At 32.2% G+C, this 20,847-nt stretch carries 21 protein-coding genes and 1 pseudogene; 9 read left to right on the forward strand and 13 right to left on the reverse strand.

Features of this window, described 5'->3' with window-relative positions; genetic code table 11:
• Positions 1-8 precede the first annotated feature (8 nt).
• Positions 9-833, forward strand: coding sequence for a translation elongation factor Ts (tsf, locus tag BUA99_RS02740; protein ID WP_072987965.1), 825 nt, complete (start codon positions 9-11; stop codon positions 831-833).
• A 392-nt stretch (positions 834-1,225) separates the two neighbouring features.
• Here tsf and BUA99_RS02745 read toward each other — a convergent pair.
• A pseudogene (locus tag BUA99_RS02745) lies at positions 1,226-2,131 on the reverse strand (IS1595 family transposase).
• A 595-nt stretch (positions 2,132-2,726) separates the two neighbouring features.
• Here BUA99_RS02745 and BUA99_RS02750 point away from each other — a divergent pair.
• Entirely contained in the window at positions 2,727-3,320 is a 594-nt protein-coding gene (locus tag BUA99_RS02750; RefSeq protein ID WP_072987971.1) for a DNA-3-methyladenine glycosylase I, read from the forward strand.
• A 112-nt stretch (positions 3,321-3,432) separates the two neighbouring features.
• On the opposite strand, the gene aat is transcribed toward BUA99_RS02750, so the two are convergent.
• From aat to BUA99_RS02765, 3 genes are all read right to left on the reverse strand, one after another.
• A complete protein-coding gene (aat, locus tag BUA99_RS02755; protein WP_072988692.1) occupies positions 3,433-4,071 on the reverse strand; it encodes a leucyl/phenylalanyl-tRNA--protein transferase in 639 nt (212 codons plus the stop codon).
• Positions 4,072-4,173: 102 nt separating this feature from the next.
• The gene (locus BUA99_RS02760; protein ID WP_072988695.1) at positions 4,174-4,551 is read right to left on the reverse strand and encodes a DUF3127 domain-containing protein; all 378 of its coding nucleotides are present in this window, start codon (positions 4,549-4,551) and stop codon (positions 4,174-4,176) included.
• A 29-nt stretch (positions 4,552-4,580) separates the two neighbouring features.
• Complete coding sequence (locus BUA99_RS02765; RefSeq protein ID WP_072987974.1) at positions 4,581-5,456, reverse strand: flavin reductase family protein; 876 nt, start codon at positions 5,454-5,456, stop codon at positions 4,581-4,583.
• Between the two features lie 173 nt (positions 5,457-5,629).
• Here BUA99_RS02765 and BUA99_RS02770 point away from each other — a divergent pair, with 173 nt between their 5' ends.
• Positions 5,630-6,778 (forward strand): sensor histidine kinase, encoded by a 1,149-nt coding sequence (locus tag BUA99_RS02770; RefSeq protein WP_072987977.1) that lies wholly within the window; start codon positions 5,630-5,632, stop codon positions 6,776-6,778.
• Here the strand turns inward: BUA99_RS02770 and BUA99_RS02775 are convergent.
• The 3 genes from BUA99_RS02775 to greA form a co-directional block, all read right to left on the reverse strand.
• Positions 6,775-7,947: a transglutaminase domain-containing protein gene (locus BUA99_RS02775; protein WP_072987981.1), complete on the reverse strand. Its 1,173-nt coding sequence runs from the start codon at positions 7,945-7,947 to the stop codon at positions 6,775-6,777. The two genes, BUA99_RS02770 and BUA99_RS02775, sit on opposite strands and share 4 nt — an antisense overlap.
• Positions 7,948-8,035: 88 nt before the next feature.
• Complete coding sequence (locus BUA99_RS02780; RefSeq protein WP_072987984.1) at positions 8,036-8,422, reverse strand: HIT family protein; 387 nt, start codon at positions 8,420-8,422, stop codon at positions 8,036-8,038.
• A 109-nt stretch (positions 8,423-8,531) separates the two neighbouring features.
• Entirely contained in the window at positions 8,532-9,008 is a 477-nt protein-coding gene (greA, locus tag BUA99_RS02785; RefSeq protein ID WP_072987987.1) for a transcription elongation factor GreA, read from the reverse strand.
• A 161-nt stretch (positions 9,009-9,169) separates the two neighbouring features.
• Between greA and BUA99_RS02790 the strand changes: the two genes are divergently transcribed.
• Positions 9,170-9,583, forward strand: a complete 414-nt coding sequence (locus BUA99_RS02790; RefSeq protein ID WP_072987989.1) for a Rieske (2Fe-2S) protein — start codon at positions 9,170-9,172, stop codon at positions 9,581-9,583.
• Between the two features lie 54 nt (positions 9,584-9,637).
• Here BUA99_RS02790 and BUA99_RS02795 read toward each other — a convergent pair whose 3' ends face one another.
• The 5 genes from BUA99_RS02795 to BUA99_RS02815 all read right to left on the reverse strand — a co-directional run bounded on the left by BUA99_RS02795 (position 9,638) and on the right by BUA99_RS02815 (position 16,117).
• Positions 9,638-11,848 carry a TonB-dependent receptor gene (locus tag BUA99_RS02795; protein WP_072987991.1) on the reverse strand — a complete coding sequence of 737 codons (2,211 nt, stop codon included), beginning with the start codon at positions 11,846-11,848 and terminating at the stop codon, positions 9,638-9,640.
• A 356-nt stretch (positions 11,849-12,204) separates the two neighbouring features.
• Complete coding sequence (gene arfB, locus BUA99_RS02800) at positions 12,205-12,606, reverse strand: alternative ribosome rescue aminoacyl-tRNA hydrolase ArfB (protein WP_072987994.1); 402 nt, start codon at positions 12,604-12,606, stop codon at positions 12,205-12,207.
• Positions 12,607-12,627: 21 nt separating this feature from the next.
• Positions 12,628-14,742, reverse strand: a complete 2,115-nt coding sequence (locus BUA99_RS02805) for a DUF4301 family protein (RefSeq protein ID WP_072988007.1) — start codon at positions 14,740-14,742, stop codon at positions 12,628-12,630.
• The gene (pnuC, locus tag BUA99_RS02810; RefSeq protein WP_072988009.1) at positions 14,703-15,326 is read right to left on the reverse strand and encodes a nicotinamide riboside transporter PnuC; all 624 of its coding nucleotides are present in this window, start codon (positions 15,324-15,326) and stop codon (positions 14,703-14,705) included. Before pnuC ends, BUA99_RS02805 begins: the two co-directional genes overlap by 40 nt.
• A gap of 11 nt (positions 15,327-15,337) precedes the next feature.
• On the reverse strand, positions 15,338-16,117 hold the full coding sequence (locus tag BUA99_RS02815; RefSeq protein WP_072988012.1) for a phosphoglycerol geranylgeranyltransferase: 780 nt from the start codon (positions 16,115-16,117) through the stop codon (positions 15,338-15,340).
• 232 nt (positions 16,118-16,349) lie between these two features.
• On the opposite strand from BUA99_RS02815, the gene BUA99_RS02820 reads away from it, so the two are divergent.
• Positions 16,350-16,739, forward strand: coding sequence for a group III truncated hemoglobin (locus BUA99_RS02820; protein ID WP_072988015.1), 390 nt, complete (start codon positions 16,350-16,352; stop codon positions 16,737-16,739).
• Positions 16,740-17,236: 497 nt separating this feature from the next.
• On the opposite strand, the gene BUA99_RS02825 is transcribed toward BUA99_RS02820, so the two are convergent.
• The gene (locus tag BUA99_RS02825) at positions 17,237-17,869 is read right to left on the reverse strand and encodes a 4'-phosphopantetheinyl transferase family protein (protein ID WP_072988018.1); all 633 of its coding nucleotides are present in this window, start codon (positions 17,867-17,869) and stop codon (positions 17,237-17,239) included.
• Positions 17,870-18,051: 182 nt separating this feature from the next.
• On the opposite strand from BUA99_RS02825, the gene ahcY reads away from it, so the two are divergent.
• The 4 genes from ahcY to BUA99_RS02845 all read left to right on the forward strand — a co-directional run bounded on the left by ahcY (position 18,052) and on the right by BUA99_RS02845 (position 20,817).
• Positions 18,052-19,368, forward strand: a complete 1,317-nt coding sequence (ahcY, locus tag BUA99_RS02830; protein WP_072988023.1) for an adenosylhomocysteinase — start codon at positions 18,052-18,054, stop codon at positions 19,366-19,368.
• 144 nt (positions 19,369-19,512) lie between these two features.
• Positions 19,513-19,845 carry a DMT family transporter gene (locus BUA99_RS02835; RefSeq protein ID WP_072988026.1) on the forward strand — a complete coding sequence of 111 codons (333 nt, stop codon included), beginning with the start codon at positions 19,513-19,515 and terminating at the stop codon, positions 19,843-19,845.
• Between the two features lie 247 nt (positions 19,846-20,092).
• The gene (locus BUA99_RS02840; protein WP_072988029.1) at positions 20,093-20,365 is read left to right on the forward strand and encodes a hypothetical protein; all 273 of its coding nucleotides are present in this window, start codon (positions 20,093-20,095) and stop codon (positions 20,363-20,365) included.
• Entirely contained in the window at positions 20,362-20,817 is a 456-nt protein-coding gene (locus BUA99_RS02845; protein ID WP_072988033.1) for a PIN domain-containing protein, read from the forward strand. The genes BUA99_RS02840 and BUA99_RS02845 overlap by 4 nt, the downstream gene beginning before the upstream one ends.
• Positions 20,818-20,847: the final 30 nt, after the last annotated feature.

Consider the following 20,847-nt stretch of genomic DNA (forward strand, 5'->3'; position numbering starts at 1 on the left):
AATATATTATGGCAACAATTACTGCTGCAGACGTAAATAAATTAAGAACAGCTACAGGCGCAGGTATGATGGACTGCAAAAAAGCCTTAGTTGAATCAGAAGGAGATTTCGATTTAGCGATTGAAAACTTACGTAAAAAAGGACAAAAAGTAGCTGCAAACCGTTCTGATAGAGAATCTACAGAAGGTGCTGCAATCGCTGTTGTAAATGCTGATAAAACTGCTGGAGTTGTGATCACATTAAACTGTGAGACTGACTTCGTAGGTATGAACGAGAGCTTTGTAAAAATGGCTACCGAAATGGCTAATCAAGCATTGAGCTATGATACTCTTGAAGCATTTTTAGCATCAGACTTTAATGGAATCACTGTTGCTGACAAATTAATCGAGCAAACAGGAGTAATAGGTGAAAAATTAGAAATCAGAACTTTTGAGAAATTAGAAGGTGCTTTCGTTGGATCTTACATTCACTCCGGTAACAAGATTGCTACTATCGTAGCGCTTTCAGCAAAAGTTGATGGTGCAGAAGAAGCGGCAAGAAACGTTGCTATGCAAGCTGCTGCTATGAATCCAATTGCTTTGAATGAAGCTGGAGTTGATGCTGCTGTTATTGAAAAAGAAATTGAAATCGCTAAAGATTTGTTACGTCAAGAAGGCAAACCAGAAGCAATGTTAGAAAACATTTCTAAAGGAAAAATTCAACGTTTTTACAAAGACAACACTTTAATAAATCAAGATTACATTAAAGATAGTTCTATGAATGTTGCTTCTTATGTAAAATCTGTTGGTAAGGATCTTATCGTTACAGGTTTCAAAAGAGCTGCTTTAGGATAACCTAAAACAAGTTTTAAAATATAAAAGAGCGATTTAAAATTCAAATCGCTCTTTTTTTTGTGCCATATATTTCCCAATATATTTCATCCTTTTCACCTCGTATCTCTAACAAAAATACTCCTAATAAACATTAAAAATGTTAGTTAGAGAGGAGTCGAGAACCACCAACGCCTCTAGCCTAAGCACGATATAATAAAAATAAACTAGACTATATTTTACAGGGTTACAATATATAACTTTCATGACAACCTTTTTTATTATAAATAAAACCAATATCCGCAAACATTAGAAAGGTTTACGTCTAAATATTAGCCTTTGATTGGCAAAATTCGAGCACTGATAAATAGCGACTATTTAGCATTATAAAAAGACTAATGACTCTCCGCTTTTAGTCATAATTCTGTAATGCCTGCTATCACTAGTCTATCGAAGAGTTTGTCTCCAAAATATCTTCGATTTAGCTTATAAACAAACTCATTTAGATATAATTGCAGGTATTTTCCTTTTATTTTGTGATGATTTCCCAGAAAATTTCGCTTTGCATTGCTAATTGCGATATGAACCCAGCGTAATGTTTCTTTTGTTGTTTGCTTATCTGATTTTTCAGTAACGTATATTTCTACATAATCTGAAATATCAATATAGGAAGTACTTTTGTCTGAGAAAACAACACTTTTCTCTGAAATTGATTCTTGAATTGTTTCATTAATCTGTTCTGAAGTATGGTCTGTAAGTACTTTTGCTTTGAAATATCTACAATGACTTGATTTCTCTCCAGTTTCGATATCTTCTAAAGGAGCAGATTCTGCTGTAATTGCGACATTGGATTTCCCCACAGCTCCACGACCTCTAATACCTTTTTCTTGTTCAATCTCTGAAGATTCAATTGTAAAATAACCTTCGTCAAATTCTATCATTCCTTCCAAAGTATAACGAGAATCCCTATTGCCCAGTGCTTTTCTAAGTTTATGAACCATAGCCCAAACAGGCTCATATCGTTTCAATCCAAGTTGAGTTTGAATTTCTTTAGTTGAAAAACCTTTCTTCGTTGCTGTCAGTAAAAACATTGTTTTGTACCAAATTAAAAAGGATAAATTAGAACTTTGCATTATTGTTCCGCTTCTCAACGAAATTCTTTTTCTACATTCTTTGCATTCATAACTCCATCTGCTTTTTATCCAGAAATGTTCCTTGCATCCACATTTACATTGCACTCCAATTTTGTCTCTTTACTCTTTAAAGTGGTTTCTCCATGACTCTTCACTTTCAAAATTTGCCGTAAAACTGAATAAATTCATGATGATTTTTTTTATAAAAATAAGGTGAAATTTTAAATTATGAGTGATTCCGGAGAATCATAAAGACTATTATCTAGTTAAAATAAAAACAACCAAAATGAAAAAATTAAGCATTTTATTTTTAACAGTAATTACTCTATGATTAACTACTTCACGTTGTAATTGTGATTATAACGATTCTGGATTAATTGAAATAAAATAGGAACTCTATAAAGCAGGTGGAATTATCGATAGTCAATAAATGTTAGTTAAAATACCGTCAAGCGAAAGTCCTTATGGGAAAGATAGTTTTGAATTTGTAAAAATTGGCGTATTAAATGATTTCTATTTTTGAAATCTTGATTCAGATTATACAAAACCAACTGAAACTGGTGTAAACGCAAAAAAGGACAATTAATTAAACATCTAATACGCAAGTGAAGCTGGTACAGATTATGATATTTTAAAATTAACCACCTCCATAATAGGAATTAAAGAAACAGGTCAAGAAGGAGCTTACATAACAGTTTTCAAACGTAAATAATTCATTTCTACTCATTAAACTAACCTCAAATCATCACCGATTTAAGGTTTTTTTTTATCTTTAATCAAAAAAATGCAACACAAAACAAGATGTGCATGGTGCTTATCCAGCGACCTTTACAAAAGCTACCATGATGAAGAATGGGGAGTTCCCGTTTATGATGACCCTACTTTATTTGAATTCCTAATACTAGAGACATTTCAAGCAGGATTGAGCTGGATCACCATTCTAAATAAAAGAGAAAACTTCCGCAAAGCCTTTGACCAATTCGATTATAAAAAAATAGCCACTTATAACGACGATAAGATTTTAGAATTATTGCAAGATGCTGGAATAATCCGTAACAAACTCAAGGTATATTCGGCTATAACCAACGCGCAAAATTTTATTAAAATCCAAGAAGAATTTGGCAGTTTTTCTAAATACATTTGGTCATTCACTGATGGAAAACCCATTCAAAACAATCGAGAATCATTAACCGATGTTCCATCTGCTACACTACTTTCTGATGTTATTAGCAAAGCTTTAAAAAAAAGAGGATTTAAATTTGTAGGTTCCACAGTTATCTATGCTTACATGCAAGCCACTGGAATGGTTAATGATCATGTAGCAAATTGCTGGAAAGCTAGTTTTTTGCCCCAGATGGAAGTGGAAAGCCCAGACTGAAAAGACTATTTTTTTAAGGCAGAAAAGAGCGCCCGATAGGAAGCTCCTTTTGTGAATTTAGAAAAAAAGATTTTGAAGGAGGACTTGTAACAAACAGCTGGATTAGGCCCTACTAATTTTCTTGAAGAATTTTCATAAATGCATTTCGCTCAATTTCTCTGCATCCCAAGCTTTCAAGATGTGGATTATACACTTGGCAATCCACTAATTTATAGTTTTCCTTTTTTAATTTTTCTACCAAAGCGATGAAAGCAACCTTTGAGGCATTTGAAACCAAAGAAAACATACTTTCACCACAGAACACTTGTCCTAAATCAATCCCATACAATCCGCCTACTAACTTATCATTTTGCCATACTTCGACTGATTTAGCAATACCTATTTCATGAAGTTTAACGTACGCTTCAATCATATCATTGGTAATCCACGTTCCATTTTGACCATCGCGTTTTACTTTTTGACAATTTGATATTACATCTCTAAAAATTTTATTAAAAGTGACGGTAAAACTGTTCTTATTAAGAATATTACGCATGCTTTTAGAAACAATTAATTCATCAAGAAATAAAACCATTCTAGGATTTGGCGACCACCAGAGAATAGGATCTCCTTGCTCAAACCATGGAAAAATACCGCTTTTATACGCTAGTAAAAGTCGCTCTACTGATAAATCTCCACCAATAGCCAGAATACCATCACGATTGGCTTGTGAAACATCTGGAAAATATAAATTTTTAGACAGATAATACAAATTGACTTTTTTAAATGGCGACTTAATAACAAAAAAAACCAAATTCCAATTGTAAGACAAGCTCAATTTGGAATTTGGTTTTTATTATATAAAAAATTTATTTTAGAATGGCAAATCGTCTGCTTCTTCTTCATTTAAGTTTGTTGCTGGCGCAAATGCCTGTGCTGCAGGCATAGGAGGTATTCCAGCAGAAGGAGCTTCTCCTTGTAACTTAGCAATTCTCCATCCTTGGATTGTATTAAAATAGACAGCCTCTCCTTGTGGATTTGTCCATTCTCTACCTCTCAAATTGATATCAATTTTCACTGGTTCACCTACTTGAAAACCATTCAATAAATCACATTTATCCTGAACAAATTGCACAAGAATATGTTGTGGATATTGCTCATCAGTAGTAACAACTATGTCTCTTTTTTTGAAACCTCCTGATCCAACTTCTTTAGTTTGATCGATCATTTTAACTTTTCCTGTAACTTCCATCATCTCTATTTTTTATTGTTTGGCTCTATTTATTTTTTTGCTAAAAGCACTTTCCAGGCTGTTAGCACCTCATTTTTAATAATGTATTCCTTAGCAAGCTGGAATTTCTTCAATTCATCATCAGCACTTAAAACATCTTTAACTTCAAAATTATCTTTTACAAATATAGCAATTTCTTCTTCAGTTGGCAAAGCTTCAACGTTTCCTAACATACCTAAATCATTCCCATTAAAAATAGTGCACTGCTTTACAAAATTAGGAATTAAATCTACTCCTATTCCTAAAGTAGAAACCGGTTTTGGAACTTCAAAAAGACCTTGATTAGATCTTGAGTACCAATTTCCGCCTAATCTAGAAACTAAATCAATTTTATATTGGTCAATTACACCATTTTCATCTAAAATATTTTCATCAATATGGATCCGTACCACTTCACATAAAATTAGATTGCCTGCTCCTCCTTCTGTTCCTAAAGGTATAATTTGTGTTACTTTGCATTCAAATTGCACTGGTGCTTCTTTTACTCGAAAAGGTTTTACGACCTCAGATCCAATTGGCGTTAAACCAGATTTTATAAATTCATCAACACCATCAGCATATTCTGTGCTGGCTAGAGAAATTTGCTGTACCATGTCATAATTTACAACATTAATAACAACTTCACCAGTAGCCTCAGCATTACTCAAAGTGTGTTTTATTGTATTATCTCTCACTCGGCGAGCTGGAGAAAAAACAAGAATGGGTGGATTTGCACTAAAAACATTAAAAAAACTAAACGGAGAAACATTAGGATTTCCTTCTAAATCAATTGTGCTTGCAAAAGCAATAGGTCTTGGACCTACTGAACCCTGTAAATAACCTTGCAATTTTACTGTTCCAATTGTTTTTGGGTCAATCGTGATCATAATTTAATTTTATTGTTTCTCATACAAAAGTAATAAAATGAATTTAGTTTCGAAGATTGAAACTTAATATTACAGTCATTAAATTAATCTAAATTTCCTAAAACAAATTCTTCAACTGAAACTGAAATAAATCCCTTAGAATTTAGTTATATTTAGCAATTAATATTCTATTTATGCAGTTTTCTGACAGAAGAAATTCAACTCGTTGGATTATCATTTTTGCTTCCTTTTTAATAATTTCTCTAATCCTTTGGAACACTTATACTTTTTTTCAAATTTTTAAAAATGAAGAGCGTTTAAAAATGAACCTTTGGGCTGAAGCCCAAAAAACATTAATCAACGCTGGCGAGACTACAGATGTTGGATTACCGCTTCAAATTTTTAGTAACAACACTTCAATTCCAATCATTTTAACCGAAGATGAGCAAATCATAAATACCGTTAATATTGATGAGGCAATTGTAAAAAACAATCAAAGAGCTGAATCCTTCTTAACCGATTTAAAAAATGAAAATGAGCCTATTGTGATAGAATATGTTCCTGGTAAATTCCAAAAATTATACTACGGCAATTCTGAGCTACTCAATAAATTAAAGTATTATCCCGTTGCATTAGTTCTAATTATTGTTCTGTTTGGTGCCTTAGTTTATAATTTTTACAAAAGCACAAAAATGGCAACGCAAAATAAACTTTGGGCTGGTATGGCAAAGGAAACAGCGCACCAAATAGGAACTCCGCTTTCATCATTGATAGGCTGGGTTGAAATTCTAAAAACGGAGGATGTAGGTGAGAGTACAACTATAGAAATCGAAAAAGATATTGAACGTTTACAAACGATAACGGATCGCTTTTCAAAAATTGGATCGGAACCAAAATTAGAAACAAAAGATATCATTTACGAAACACAGCAGTCCTACGATTATTTACAATCTCGGTTCTCAAAACAAATTGAATTTTCTTTTCAAGCACCAAGTTTTCCAATCATGGTTTCTTTAAATCCTACTTTACATAGCTGGACAATTGAAAATTTAGTCAAAAATGCAATTGACGCAATGAAAGGAAAAGGCAAATTAGCATTAGAAATTTTTCATGAAGGCGATTATGTAAAAATAAATGTAAGGGATACCGGAAAAGGGATTCAAAAAAAGCAATTTAAAGCCATTTTTGAACCTGGTTTTACTACTAAAAAAAGAGGTTGGGGCTTAGGACTTTCGTTGACAAAGCGAATTGTTGAAGAATATCATAAAGGAACTATTAAAGTCATAGTCTCCGAGATAGGAAAGGGCACAACGATGCAAGTTAGTTTAAAAAAACAAGTTTAATTCAAAGGAATTCCAAACCACGATGATTTTGAAAACATCGTTTTTCTCACTAATTTTGATTTACTCAGATAGCTTTCAACAAATTCTAAATGTTCCTCAGCTTGCGCCGCAGCATTAGAAATATTTTTTTTCATCGCGGCCACTTGAGCCTCATTTTCCTCGACCACAGATCCCACTTTATAAATATCATCTAGGCACTTTTTCAATTTTTCTTTTGGAAGTTGGATCATTCTACTTATTTCTGCATCAGGAAAGCTAGGTTTAAATTTGTTATTTCTGTAATAAATAAAATCATTTAATAAAACCACGGCCTCATTCATCTCACTTACAATTGCATTAAGTTTTTCAATGCTAATATTATTTCGCAAATTACCTAACTGCTCCTTTTTTCCTTGATAGCGCTCCGCAATCATCCCATTTTTTAATCCGTTTTTCTGAATTCTTTCCGCAGCCTCAAATAATTGATCTGTTTCACTCAACGATACATATTTAGCGATCTCGTTCTCAAAATCAAAATACTTTTTAACTTTATTAATTTGGGTTTTACCTGCATAAAATTCTGCGTTAGTAACGGGATAGTTTAAAAATTGCCATAAATAATCAAATGGAATATGCGAAACGATCATCTTAACAGGATCAACTTTAAAGTAGCTATTATTCAGTTTTTTAAAAAATTTTCCTTTGTTTACATAGCCTGAGCCCCAAGTTGGGTCAAAAACATACCATTTATTGTCAATTTGTACAGCATTCCATGCATGAGCTAGATCTCCAACTTTACCTTCTTTCTTGGTATATCCATCAATCACGTAGGATTGAATTCCCATTTTGCTGTTAATATCATTAAAAACTTCAGCATAATGAATACAAACTCCTTTTTTAGACTTTAAAGTTCCTTCAATTTTTTCTTGAGTGCTAGTGCTAAAATCAATAGCAAACATGTTAGCAACATCGTAGCTTATGCTAGAAGCTGTCCAATAAAAAGAGGCTCGCACTTTATCTGTTTCATTTTTAAAATGAGAATCAATATAATTCGCTATTGCAGTTGTATTTACGGAAGAATTTACCGGAATAAGTGCCATTTGACTGTCTATTGCAGCATAATCTGCGGTGGCTTGAGCAAAACTTGACGCAAACAGCGAAAAGAGAAACAAGATGTATAGATTTTTCATAATATCGTATAAAAATAAAACAATAAAAGGGAGAAGTTTTCACTTTCTCCCTTTCAACGAAAAGTATATCAATTTATTTAATGCATTATTATAAATTGCTTGTAATTATTTTAGCTAATGTTTCAAATTCTAATTTGGTCATTGAAACTTTGTTTTGGAAACGCATTTCATCCATCTCATTCAACGGAATTAAATGCACATGTGCATGTGGAACTTCTAATCCTATAACCGCCATTCCAACACGTTTGCACGGTACCGATTTTTCTAACGCAACTGCAATTTTTTTTGAAAACTGCATTAAACCTAAATACAACAAATCATCTAATTCAAAAATTTTATCGGTTTCTTGCTTTGGAATGCAAAGCGTATGTCCTTTTGCATTAGGATTTACATCTAAAAAAGCCAAAAAATTTTCATCTTCTGCTATCTTGTAACACGGAATTTCTCCGTTTACTATTTTAGTGAATATTGACATTTTGTTGTTAGTTAATTGTTGAACTGTTTTACCGCTAATTATTTTATGCCTCAACGACTATTAAAAAGTTAATCTTTGAATTACTTAACCCTAAAAACCTTTTATTCGTTTAATCTCTCGAAATTTCTAATATTTCAAATTTCAAAACTCCATTAGGAACTGTGATTTCGGCAAATTCACCAACTGATTTTCCTAGTAAACCTTTACCTATAGGAGAAGTTACTGAGATTTTCCCCGTCTTTAAATCGGCCTCACTTTCTGCTACTAAAGTGTACTTCATTTCCATTCCATTTGTTTGATTTTTGATTTTCACATTAGACAACACTAAAACTTTAGAAAGGTCTAAGTGCGTTTCATCAATCAATCGAGCGTTAGAATGCACCTCTTCTAGTTTTGCAATACGCATTTCTAGCATCCCTTGTGCTTCTTTAGCAGCGTCGTATTCAGCATTTTCGGATAAATCACCTTTATCTCTAGCCTCTGCAATATCAGCAGATGCTTTTGGACGCATAACGCTCTTTAAATGGTCCAGCTCTTCCCTTAATTTTTTTAACCCTTCAGCGGTGTAATACGATACTGTACTCATAACTTCCTACATTATAAAATAGAAAAAATCCCATTAAAACGGGATTTTTTTCCACTATGATTTTACTATTTTTTTTTCGTTTATAAATATATGTTAATCATATATAATTCAAAGTTAAATAAATTAAATTTGTTTCACTAATACTTTTACACTATTTTAAAATGAAAAAATATTCCTTCTTTTTATTGTCTATTATACTATTAATTTCATGTAGTGAGCAAGGAATTAGAAACAACAATCCCAACTTGCCAAATTACGCTGTACTAATCGATTTGAACCTCAACTTACCTGAATATTCCAGCCTCAAATTTGTAAGCAATGCTGTTTTAATTCCAGGTAAAGGAGTGCGAGGAGTTGTAGTTTTCAATACTGGTAGTGGTTATAATGCTTTTGATGTAGCCTGTCCTAATCAAGCTTTATCTTCCTGCTCTACTATGACAATTAAAGGAATTAACCTGCTTTGCCCTTGCGATAATGAGGAATACAGTTTATTTTCTGGTCAAAGTAAATTACAATATCCTTTAAAACAATATCGCGTTCAAGTAAATGGTGAAGTGTTGAGGGTGTATAATTAAAAAAGGCTAGAAGTTCATAAACTCCTAGCCTTCTTCAATAAAGTATACTTCTAACTAAAACTTCAACGTCAATCCTACTAAAAAGTTGATTCCTGCTTGTGGATAATAACCTGCGCCTTCTATTGTGGCAATCGCTGGCGGATTAGAATAATCATCATCGAAAGTGTAGAAAAAACCATTAGAAACATATTTATAATCAAATATGTTATTTACTAAAGCTGAAAGATATATCGATTTGAAAATTGATTTTGGAATAATCTCATACGAAACATTCAGATCGTTTGTAAAATAGGATTTCAGTTTAGATCCTTCTGAATCAATGTTGGCCATGTATTGCTCTCCTACAAATTTTGATAAAAAAGAAACTTGAAGGTTCTTTATTGGAACATAACTCACGATATTCCCCGCAATAAAGTCAGGGGAAAAAGCAATATTAGTGTTTCCTAAAGAAGTTAAAACACCATCTCTTTTAAAGAAGAAATCTTTATTTTTATTGGTACTTAAGGTCACATTTGGTCTGATAAATAAATTATCTAAAACTGAAATCGTAGCATCAAGTTCAATTCCTAAACGATAACTATCGCCACTATTTTCACGTATTGGTGCTCCTACATCGTCTAGCGCTCCAGTTACAATCAACTGATCTTTGTATGCCATGTAATAAATATTAGCATTCAACTTTACTTTTGAATCTATATGACGCAATCCTAATTCAAAATCATTTAGTTTCTCTGGTCTTGGACTACCATTTTCATAATCAGATCTGTTCGGTTCACGATTAGCTCTAGCGTAGGAGATATACAAAGCGTTTTTAGCGTTAACTTCATAATTTAAACCTGCTTTTGGATTAAAGAAATTAAAATTATCATTCACTAATCCTGCCTCTGCACTATTGGCTTTATAATGCACATTTCTAATTTGTAAATCACCGTACAAGTTCAGCTTTTCAGCAATTTGATAATTGGCTTTTGCAAAAAGATTACCATCTGTTTTTGTTGCAAAATCTTCATAATAACGATCATCTAATTCTGATTTTGAAGCATACCGAGCCCAGATAATTTGCCCGTAATGATCACCTTCATATTTATTATAACCGCCACCTAACACAACATTTAATTTCTCCTGTTTATAATTAGCTGAAAAAGTAGTTCCATAAAAGTCGTTTTCCAACCATTTTTGGCGAATTAAATCAGTTTTATTAATGGTAGTTCCACCAACAACTATTGGCGTTAAACCATAACTAGAAAATTTTGCGTTCTCTTTATAATTTTCATAGTACCCCTTTCCCATTGTGTAATGAACCGCAAGATTGGTACTCCATTTTTCAGATATTTTTTCATTCCAATGCAGCTGATAATGATCTTGCTGGTAATTATCAGTTTCATTTTTATAAAAACGCATAGTGCCAAACTCATCTGTGAACATTCCAGAAGGATTGAATGTTCGGTCATTTCTTAATTTATCCAAATCTTCTAAACCATTCCAAGCTTGGTAGGTTTGCTCATTTCCGCCAAAAGCCAAAGCTTTGATCAAAGTAGTTTTCCCCACATAAGTTCCCTGCAAGAAATACGATTTTAAATCAGAAAAAGCTCTGTCAATATAACCATCTGATTTTAATGCAGACACACGTCCTGCTAATTCAAAATGATCGTTTAATAATCCTGTGCTGAATTTGACGGTGTGTTTTCTGGTGTTAAAGCTTCCAAAAGAGTTTGAGATTTCGCCAGAGCTTTCATTAGAATAACTATCAGTAAGCATATTCAAACTAGCTCCAAAAGCGCCAGATCCATTTGTTGAAGTTCCTACGCCTCGTTGCAGTTGTAAACTTTCTAAGGACGAAGCAAAATCAGGCATGTTTACCCAAAAAGTTCCATGACTTTCAGAGTCATTATACGGAATTCCATTTATGGTAACGTTTACGCGGGTTGCATCACTACCACGCACACGGATTCCTGTGTATCCTACCCCATTTCCGGCATCTGTAGTGGTTACAACTGACGGTAAAAAGTTCATTAAAATAGGAATATCTTGCCCAAGATTTCGAGACTTTAGATCCTTTTTAGTTAAATTGCTAAAACTCACAGGCGTTTTAGTAGTAGCACGAACAGCGGAAACTAATACCGCATCTAGCTGATTAACCTCAGTAGTATCGGTGACTTGCGCGAAAGTAATAAATGAAATTAGTGAAAAGAAAATAGACAACAAATAAGTTACACTTTGTGCCTTTGCGCTTTTGCAGCGTGAGAAATTTAAAATGATTTTCATCCGTAAAAATTTTACGAATAAAAGGGGGAATTATTCTTGTTTGTTAATTAATGATTGTTTCCTACGACATAAAAATAGCGTGCACTCTACAATTAAATCGTTTTTTCCCTTAGCAACATTACTTGCTCAGGTTCGTTGGGTATAATCTCAGCCTAATTCTAGATTTTAGATTTAAGCACCCCTTTGAGACGGCGCAAAGATAAAACTATAAATTTTAATAAAGCAAATTTAAAATTCCAAAAAAAGAGCAAAACTCTGTCGCTACCGATACAAATTATAAGAACTAAGTTTAAGAAAACTAGCTCCAATAATTTTACCGTTTTAAAAATTTATATAACTTACAACTGCCATCTTTATCAAAAGTCTGGCCTTTTTCTGTTTTTCTTAATTTCAGAAATGTTTTTTTTATCCTTTATTCGCTTGCGAATTACTGATTTTGGAATTCGAGTTGGTTTTCTTTCTTTTGGGATAAACAAAGCTTTTTTTAGCAGCTCTAAAAATCTTTTAGTAACAATTTCTTTATTTCGAAACTGACTTCGATCCTCATCACAATTCAAAATCAAAAGTAAATCAGTAGTTAATCGGGAGGCCAAATTATTTTCTACCAATTCTTTTTGCTCCTCAGACAAAGCTTGAGAATTTTTTAAATCAAAGCTCAGTACTACTTTTGAAGAGACTTTATTTACGTTCTGACCGCCTGCTCCACTACTTCTAACAGCCTTATAAGTTAACTCTGAAATGATTTTATCGACTTTCATTAATTTTTTTTTATAACTAAATTAAAGCGACTGATGCGCTGGTTTCAATAAATCATTCACGGTTTTTACCGGATTAAAAGTAGCGAGCGGGACTTCGACAAAAATAGTTAACCAGCTTGACATTGCTCCGTTCCACAATCCTGGTAATTCATAGCCTTTTATTTTTTTTCCTAAAACATTTTTATCAACTATGAATCCACTATTTTGATCTATAAAATTGGTTAAATCAAAACGTTCATTCTTGTAATTTTTCATTCCACAAACGAGGTCTACAGGGTTGAAATGTGTTGCCGCCGAGAGAATGTTGCTTTGCTGCTTGTCATCTAAATCCACTTGCGAACTCTCGACTATTTGTAAAGATATTTCGCCTCCCCTATTTATTACCCAAAATGGGCCACCGCCTGCTTCACCTTCATTTTTAACCATTCCGCATACACGAATGGGTTTATTTAAAGCTTTAACAATAAATTTATTTTTTATCTCTAAACTCAATTCTTCAAAAGAATCACTAATAGTGATAAAAAGTTTTTCTTGCAAAAAAGCTTTTATTTCTTCTACTTTATTAGGTGGTAATTTATTGTTTTCGACAATTTTCAAAAAGCTAAAAACCTTTTGTTGCAAATCAATTAGAATGCCTGCTAATGCGTTTTTATATAACGTAATTTGTTGGTTGTTTCCATAAGTAACGTTGTCAATGTTTTTTATAAAAATAATATCTGCGTCTAATCTATTTAAGTTTTCAATTAGTGATCCGTGACCGCCTGGTCTAAAAACAAGTTCGTTTAAATCGTTTTTAAATAGTTGATTTTCTAAATTTACTGCCAGCGTATCTGTATTTTTGTTTTGATAAGAGTAGGAAACTGAAAGATCTAAATTAGTCTGGTTTTCAAAATCACTTTTGACTGATTTAAAGATTAATTCAAATTGTGGTTGATGCGCTTCCGAAACCGTAAAATGCAATTGCGAATTTCCATTAGCATTGCAATACCATATACATTCTTTCAAATGTTCCTCTATTGGTGTAGCCACATATGAAGTATAGTTGTGAAAAGGTAAAATTCCCTTTGGCTTCTTTGCAAAATCACAAAATTCAGATGACAATAATACTTTTACAAAGTTAAAGTTCTTCTCGTCTTTATTTAATTTTTCAAATTCTGGAATCTTATTTTTCAATATTGCATCAATGCTTTCAAAAAACGGAAGTTTCTCTTTCGATTCTATAAAAAGGGCCAGTTCGGTATCTTTTTTTCGTTGTATATAATCGCTTATAGATTCATTTTTTAAGTCATATTCCTCTAAAAACGTAATTAAAAACTTAAACATTCGGGTTGCGGCACCTGAAGCGGGAACAAATTTTAAAATTTTTAAAGAATGTTTATTTTCTTCAAAAAACGTTGCCTTACTTTCAATCTCTTGTTCTGAAAGCCTGTATATTCCATCACCAATAAGAGCTGGCTTTAGTAATTTTACTTTAGAAATTCCGTTTTGTAAAAAGTGCAATTGTTGTTTCACATTTTTTATTGAAATTCCCCTATTATAAATTTGCACAAAATCGAGAGGTAAAAGTCCAATTCCCTTTGCTTCTGCTAAATCATCAATTATTGAAATAGCTTTTCTCAACCTCAGCTCTTTATCGCCAGATAGCGTAATAAAAGGCTTTTTATTATCAATTAATGATTGTTTAAATAATTCAAAAACGTTTTCTCTACCTTCTTTTTTGTCTCGCAAATCGTCTTTTTGCCAAGGCACATCAATATCAGTCAGGAAAAATAATTCGTATTCATGTTCTGTTGCAGCGTTTTCTAGCAATGGATCGCAAAAGTTATAATACACCTCCGAAAAAACTTTAGTGACTAACAAATTGGTATCACAAAAAAGATATTTATTGGCTTGAGCTACCTTTTTATTTTCGAGTTGCACTTGACCATAAGCAATAGGTAACATATCATTACGATCACAAATATGCTGGTTTTGATTCCATTTTTCTTGCAAATAATCACGTGCAAATTCAGGAGCCCAGACCGTATTATAATGCAGTGCAAGTTGTTTAGCTAAAGTCGTTTTGCCAGTACTTTCCGGTCCAAACAATGCAAATTTTACAATTGCTGATTGTTTTTGTTTAAGATTTTTCTCCATTCTAAATAAGCTGAAATTGCCAATAATGTAAATATTAAATATTGCAATGACAATATTCCTAATCCGCGATAAGCGTATAAAGGGGTTACAATTATATCACCAATAATCCAAAGTGTCCAATTTTCGATTTTTTTATTAGCCATAAACCACATTCCAGTAAAAAATATTCCAGAGGCAATGATATCGAAATAATTTTCAAAGTGAATTTCATAATCAAAATAATTATAGATACTATGAACTACTGCTATTGTTACTAAAAAAAGTAACACACCGATAATTTTTTCTCTATTGTTAGTTCTTGTTATAGGTAATTCGACTGTGTCATTTCCCGGTCTAGACCATCTGTACCAGCCATAAATACTCATTATTGAAAAATAAGCATTGATCATCATATCACCTAAATAACCTGCCACATATAACAAATATACAGAAATAATTGTAGCGATTAATCCTGTTGGGTATACCCAAATATTCTCTTTTTTAGCAAACCAAACACTTAATATTCCAAAAATAAAAACAACAATTTCTAAGATAATTTGGGTTATTGAAGCATTTTTATAAGCATCAAGAAAAAAATCTACCATTTTTAAATTCTTTAATTATTTTCGTTGTTGACTAATTCAAGTGCATCGTGCTGATCATCATGATTAGTTTTAAAAAAATTAAAATCAGATTCAAATGCTGTGCCTATAACTACTAAATCAGCTCCTGCATCATAAGCGTTTTGAATTCCTTGCAAACTTACAATTCCACCTCCAACAATAAGTGGGATTCCAATATTTTTAGAAACTAAATCAATCATTTTTAATGGAATTGATTTTTTTGCGCCACTTCCTGCTTCAAGATAAATTAATTTACTGCCTAACATTTCGCCTGCTTGGGCTGTTGCCAAAACTAAGTTGTTGTTTTCCCTATCCATTGGCTTCGTTTTACTCACTATTGCTACAGCAGTTTCATTGCCGCTTTCTACCAAAATATATCCCGTTGAGAGTATTTCAAGTTTCGTTTTTTTCAATATCGGAGCGGCTTTAACTTGATACTCTATTAGGAAATCAGGATTTCTACCTGACAGAAGAGACAAGAATAAAATAGCATCTGCTTGATCAGAAATTTGAGAAGGATTGCCAGGAAATAGAACAAGTGGTAAAGTACATTTTTCTCTTATTTTCAATATCAAATCATCAATGATATTATTTTTTACTATACTTCCGCCAATGAAAACATGAGTCGCGGGAGATTCATTTATTTTTAAAATAAGCGAGTCTAATTTGTCGAAAACAATTTTATCCGGATCAAGCAAAATGGCTAGTAACTTACGATTTTCTAACTTCGCCTGCTGTATTTGCTGATATATAGTGTTATCTTTATTGATCATAATAATCACAAATGTAAATAGTATTCGCTTTTAAAAAGTTTCTTTTATAATTTTTTGTTCAGCGCTTTAAATTTAAATAGAACAATTTTAAAGTTTTTTAGAATTGTAAAGCAAATAAAATTAGTCTGCATCCAGCTGAAATCTTCAAATAATAAAATTCTTCAAAATGAATTATGACAATAGAAACTATGGGTGAAAATACTTTTATAAACTTGAATCACTTACAACTACAATGAAAAAAGAAATTGAAAACCGCAATGACTTAGCATTATTAGTAACAGAGTTTTATAAAAAAATTAGAGCTGATAAAGAAATAGGTTATCTCTTTAATAAAACAATTACAGATTGGAATGAACATTTAGAAAAGCTAACTGATTTTTGGGAAACCAATTTATTCCCTGTTAAAAAATATACTGGAGATCCAATAAAAGCTCATCAAGAGATTGACAAGCATTTTAACCATGCTATTACTTCGGATGTGTTTGGTATTTGGTTAAATTTATGGTTTACCACACTAGATGAATTATTTGAAGGCGAAAACGTTGCTATTTTAAAACGCAGAGCAAGGAAAATGAGTACTTTTATGTTTATCAGTATTTATGAAAGTAGAGTAAAGGTATAATTGCAGAATATCTAGAAATACAAAAAGATTAAGATTTCTAATTTTAATTATTAAGCACTTAAGATCCATCTTGAACTTTGGCTTGTTTATTTCCTAAAATAAATTGTCCTTATTTTTGTTCTTTTATTGGGCCGAAAATCTTTTCATAATTGCTCTTAAAAGTTAAGAAGATTCCAGCATGACAAGTTGTGGTGATTGAGTTTTTATATAAATAATCATCTTGTACTACACTGGAATTGTGTGCTAGCTGACAGCAAAATAAATTACTTAAAAAAAGGAACACAACGAATTCCTTAATTTACCAATCTATTGATTATATTAATTTATTAAAGAATTAGAAAATTCCACCTTTACCGCTACAGATGAGCTAAAGATCATTTAGGAAAAAATGAACTTACTAATTCTTAAAGCCGTTAAGATTTTGATTGTTTTAATTTATTAAAAAGCTAAATATTATGCCTTTGTGCCTTTGCGTCCAAAAAAAGTAACTTATTTGTTTAAATACTTTCCTGAAAAGCATAAACCAAAGTAAATCCCTCAATTTCTTCAAAATGAATTTTAAACTTTTTTATTAGGTTATCGAAATGAAGTTCAGCATTAGTTTCTTTGTTCTCTAAATCGAATGAATTCACTTTTATATGGTTTTTAAAACTAATTCCTTTTTCATTTCTTATTTTGAAAATAGCTTCTTTCGCACCCCAAATAACAGTTAGTTGGCGGATGTATACTTTCTTATTATCAAGAAATTGAAACTCAGTGTCGCAAAATTTATCTGCGATCTTAATGATTTTATCTCTTTGCAATTCAATATCAATTCCTACCGTTTCGTCACTAATAATAATTGCTGAAAATTCATGAGAGTGGGTGATAGAAACATGCTTGCCATCACTAAGATGTGGTTTTCCAAATTCATCGTAGAACAAATCAAAATCTGAATAACCAGCTAATTGCAACAGTTTACGCACACTTAGAAAAGCGCGTTGGTGCAATTGCGATTTCATTCCATCGAGTCGGACACTATTGCTTTTATTTAAAACAATGGTGTAAAATAACTCTTCGTAAGATTCAGTAATTTTCCAAACTAGAATTTGTGTGGTTTTATTAAATTGTATGGACTTGAATAATGGCATTTTAATATTGAGATTTTAAGGCTTCTAGCCTTTAAAAGGCTGAAAGCCTTAAAATAAAAAATTATTTTACTGATTTCTAAAACATTACAAAATTAAACAATTCATAAATATTTAGGAATGCTTTTAAAATCGTAACTTATTACGTATTTTTGCAAAAAATATACAATACAAATATACTATAAATGAGTACTACAACTATGCCTTTTGTGGCTTTCAAAGTAAAAGACATCTCTCTAGCGGCCTGGGGAAGAAAAGAAATTGAATTAGCTGAGGCTGAAATGCCAGGTTTAATGGCGCTTCGTGCTGAATATAAAGACGAACAACCGCTTGCTGGTTCTCGTATTGCAGGATGTTTGCACATGACTATTCAAACTGCAGTTTTAATCGAAACATTAATTGCTCTTGGTGCTGAGGTTACTTGGTCGTCTTGTAATATTTTCTCTACACAAGATCAGGCTGCTGCTGCAATTGCTGCTGCTGGAATTCAAGTGTACGCTTGGAAAGGATTAAACGAAGAGGATTTTGACTGGTGTATTGAGCAAACATTATTCTTTGGTGAAGATAGAAAACCATTGAACATGATTCTTGATGATGGTGGAGATTTAACTAACATGGTTTTTGATCGTTACCCTGAATTAATTGCTGGTATCAAAGGGTTATCAGAGGAAACTACTACTGGAGTACACCGTTTATACGAGCGTATGAAAGAAGGAACTTTGCATTTGCCTGCCATAAACGTGAATGACTCTGTAACAAAATCAAAATTTGACAATAAATACGGTTGTAAGGAAAGCGCAGTTGATGCAGTTCGTCGTGCAACTGATGTGATGTTAGCAGCTAAAAGAGTAATAGTTTGCGGATACGGTGACGTAGGAAAAGGAACTGCAGCTTCATTTAGAGGTGCTGGATCTATTGTTACAGTTACTGAAATTGACCCAATTTGTGCTTTACAAGCTGCAATGGACGGTTTTGAAGTGAAAAAATTAGATACTGTAATTGCAACAGCTGATATCATTATTACAACAACTGGAAATAAAGATATCGTTCTAGGTTCTCACTTTGAGAAAATGAAAGATAAAACTATTGTTTGTAACATAGGACACTTTGATAATGAAATAGACATGGCGTGGTTAAATACTAATCATGGTGCAACTAAAGTGGAGATCAAACCACAAGTTGATAAATATACAATTGCTGGTAATGACATTTTAGTTTTAGCGGAAGGTCGTTTAGTAAACTTAGGTTGTGCTACTGGCCACCCAAGTTTTGTAATGAGTAATTCATTCACAAACCAGACTTTAGCTCAAATTGAATTATGGAAAAACAGTGCTTCATACAAAAATGAAGTGTATATGTTACCAAAACATTTAGATGAAAAAGTAGCATTCTTACACTTAGCTAAATTAGGTGTTGAATTGGAAACTTTACGTGACGATCAAGCGGCCTACATTGGCGTTGAAGTTGCTGGACCATTCAAACCAGAATATTACAGATACTAGTCCGATTTGTCATTACGACAAATGAGCCATATCATTTTAAATATAAACCCTTACAGGAAACTGAGCTAAACTCAATTTGAATGTGAGGGTTTATTTTTTTAGTACTGCACAAACAAAACTTAACTATTTACATAAGTCGAACTTATGAAAAACTTTTTATTTTTAGGTATTGCCATTATCTTCGAGATTATTGCGACTTCGGCATTAAAAAAATCGGAAGAATTTACTAAGTTGATTCCAAGCCTCATTACAATTGTTGGTTATTGCGGTGCATTTTACTTCTTGAGTTTTGCCATAAGGACCATACCAGTTGGAATTGCTTATGCAATTTGGTCTGGAGTGGGAATGGTATTGATTACCATAATTGGCGCTGTTTTTTTTAAACAAATTCCAGATTTACCAGCTGTTATTGGCTTATCGTTAATTTTAATTGGCGTTATCATAATCAATGTTTTTTCAAAAACTACTGGATATTAATTGTAGACGTCTTAGCAGTAAAATTATGATTTATAAATACTGATTTTATTTGGGCATGACCCTTCATGTTGCTTCGTCGCTCCTCCTCTCAACTTCGGGTCGGGCTATTCGCTGTATCTTTTGTTCTGCTAGCGCTTCACAAAAGGATGCCGCTATTATCCCTCATGCGAAAAAAAGCTCGTTTAATTCTTATTAAAGAAATAAGTTTCTATTTTTACATTGAAAAGAACTAATTCAATAAAAACAAATGAAGCTTAAAGATATCTTAACCATCGCCAAAAACGAATTAGCAGATTTGTCAACTATCGAAAATCCTGATTTTCGATTAGAACAAGCAATTTTTAAACAAAATGAAAAAATGTGGGAAGTCGTAGTTTCTTATCTGGTAGAAAACACAAATAAACCATCTAAAGCCTTCTCTGCTCTATCGCCTGAATTTGCTTTTCTTAGAATGTATAAAAAACTAGAGATTAACGAAAAGAATGAGGTAATTAGCTTTTTAATCTATGATAAAGCATGATAATAGTTGATTCAAATGCTTTGATTGTATTGTTAATTGGCACTATTGATCCAAAATTATTTAAAACACATAAAGCTACATCAATATATGATGAAGATGATTTTCATGAATTATTAAATGTAATTGAAGATTTTAAAGAAATTATAGTTTTACCAAATATTTGGACTGAAGTTGATAATCTTTTAAATACCTTCGGAGGAAATTACAAATATCCATATATTCAAAAAATACGAGAAGTAATTAAAATTACATCGGAAAACTATATTGACTCAAAAAAAGGTTGCGAATTGGAAAGTTTTTCACAAATAGGACTAACAGATTCACTGGTGCTTGAACAAGCAAAATCTTGCAAAATATTGATTACATCAGATTCTCAACTCTCAGATTATGCAATAGCTTACGGCATTAAAGTATATGATTTGGTAAAGGTTAAAAATGAAAAATTAAGATAAAAATGTTGTTTGATTGAATAAAACAATTTC

The organism is Flavobacterium segetis, assembly GCF_900129575.1.
In the GTDB taxonomy this organism is placed as follows: domain Bacteria; phylum Bacteroidota; class Bacteroidia; order Flavobacteriales; family Flavobacteriaceae; genus Flavobacterium; species Flavobacterium segetis.

Coding starts and splice junctions, on each gene's coding strand:
- BUA99_RS02805 (WP_072988007.1), bottom strand. CDS start 14,742: ATGGAGAAAAATCTTAAACAAAAACAATCAGCAATTGTAAAATTTGCA.
- tsf (WP_072987965.1), top strand. CDS start 9: ATGGCAACAATTACTGCTGCAGACGTAAATAAATTAAGAACAGCTACA.
- BUA99_RS02770 (WP_072987977.1), top strand. CDS start 5,630: ATGCAGTTTTCTGACAGAAGAAATTCAACTCGTTGGATTATCATTTTT.
- BUA99_RS02840 (WP_072988029.1), top strand. CDS start 20,093: ATGAAGCTTAAAGATATCTTAACCATCGCCAAAAACGAATTAGCAGAT.
- BUA99_RS02765 (WP_072987974.1), bottom strand. CDS start 5,456: ATGATCACGATTGACCCAAAAACAATTGGAACAGTAAAATTGCAAGGT.
- BUA99_RS02815 (WP_072988012.1), bottom strand. CDS start 16,117: ATGATCAATAAAGATAACACTATATATCAGCAAATACAGCAGGCGAAG.
- BUA99_RS02845 (WP_072988033.1), top strand. CDS start 20,362: ATGATAATAGTTGATTCAAATGCTTTGATTGTATTGTTAATTGGCACT.
- BUA99_RS02750 (WP_072987971.1), top strand. CDS start 2,727: ATGCAACACAAAACAAGATGTGCATGGTGCTTATCCAGCGACCTTTAC.
- BUA99_RS02835 (WP_072988026.1), top strand. CDS start 19,513: ATGAAAAACTTTTTATTTTTAGGTATTGCCATTATCTTCGAGATTATT.
- BUA99_RS02825 (WP_072988018.1), bottom strand. CDS start 17,869: ATGCCATTATTCAAGTCCATACAATTTAATAAAACCACACAAATTCTA.
- BUA99_RS02775 (WP_072987981.1), bottom strand. CDS start 7,947: ATGAAAAATCTATACATCTTGTTTCTCTTTTCGCTGTTTGCGTCAAGT.
- BUA99_RS02760 (WP_072988695.1), bottom strand. CDS start 4,551: ATGGAAGTTACAGGAAAAGTTAAAATGATCGATCAAACTAAAGAAGTT.
- BUA99_RS02820 (WP_072988015.1), top strand. CDS start 16,350: ATGAAAAAAGAAATTGAAAACCGCAATGACTTAGCATTATTAGTAACA.
- pnuC (WP_072988009.1), bottom strand. CDS start 15,326: ATGGTAGATTTTTTTCTTGATGCTTATAAAAATGCTTCAATAACCCAA.
- BUA99_RS02795 (WP_072987991.1), bottom strand. CDS start 11,848: ATGAAAATCATTTTAAATTTCTCACGCTGCAAAAGCGCAAAGGCACAA.
- BUA99_RS02790 (WP_072987989.1), top strand. CDS start 9,170: ATGAAAAAATATTCCTTCTTTTTATTGTCTATTATACTATTAATTTCA.
- BUA99_RS02780 (WP_072987984.1), bottom strand. CDS start 8,422: ATGTCAATATTCACTAAAATAGTAAACGGAGAAATTCCGTGTTACAAG.
- greA (WP_072987987.1), bottom strand. CDS start 9,008: ATGAGTACAGTATCGTATTACACCGCTGAAGGGTTAAAAAAATTAAGG.
- arfB (WP_072987994.1), bottom strand. CDS start 12,606: ATGAAAGTCGATAAAATCATTTCAGAGTTAACTTATAAGGCTGTTAGA.
- ahcY (WP_072988023.1), top strand. CDS start 18,052: ATGAGTACTACAACTATGCCTTTTGTGGCTTTCAAAGTAAAAGACATC.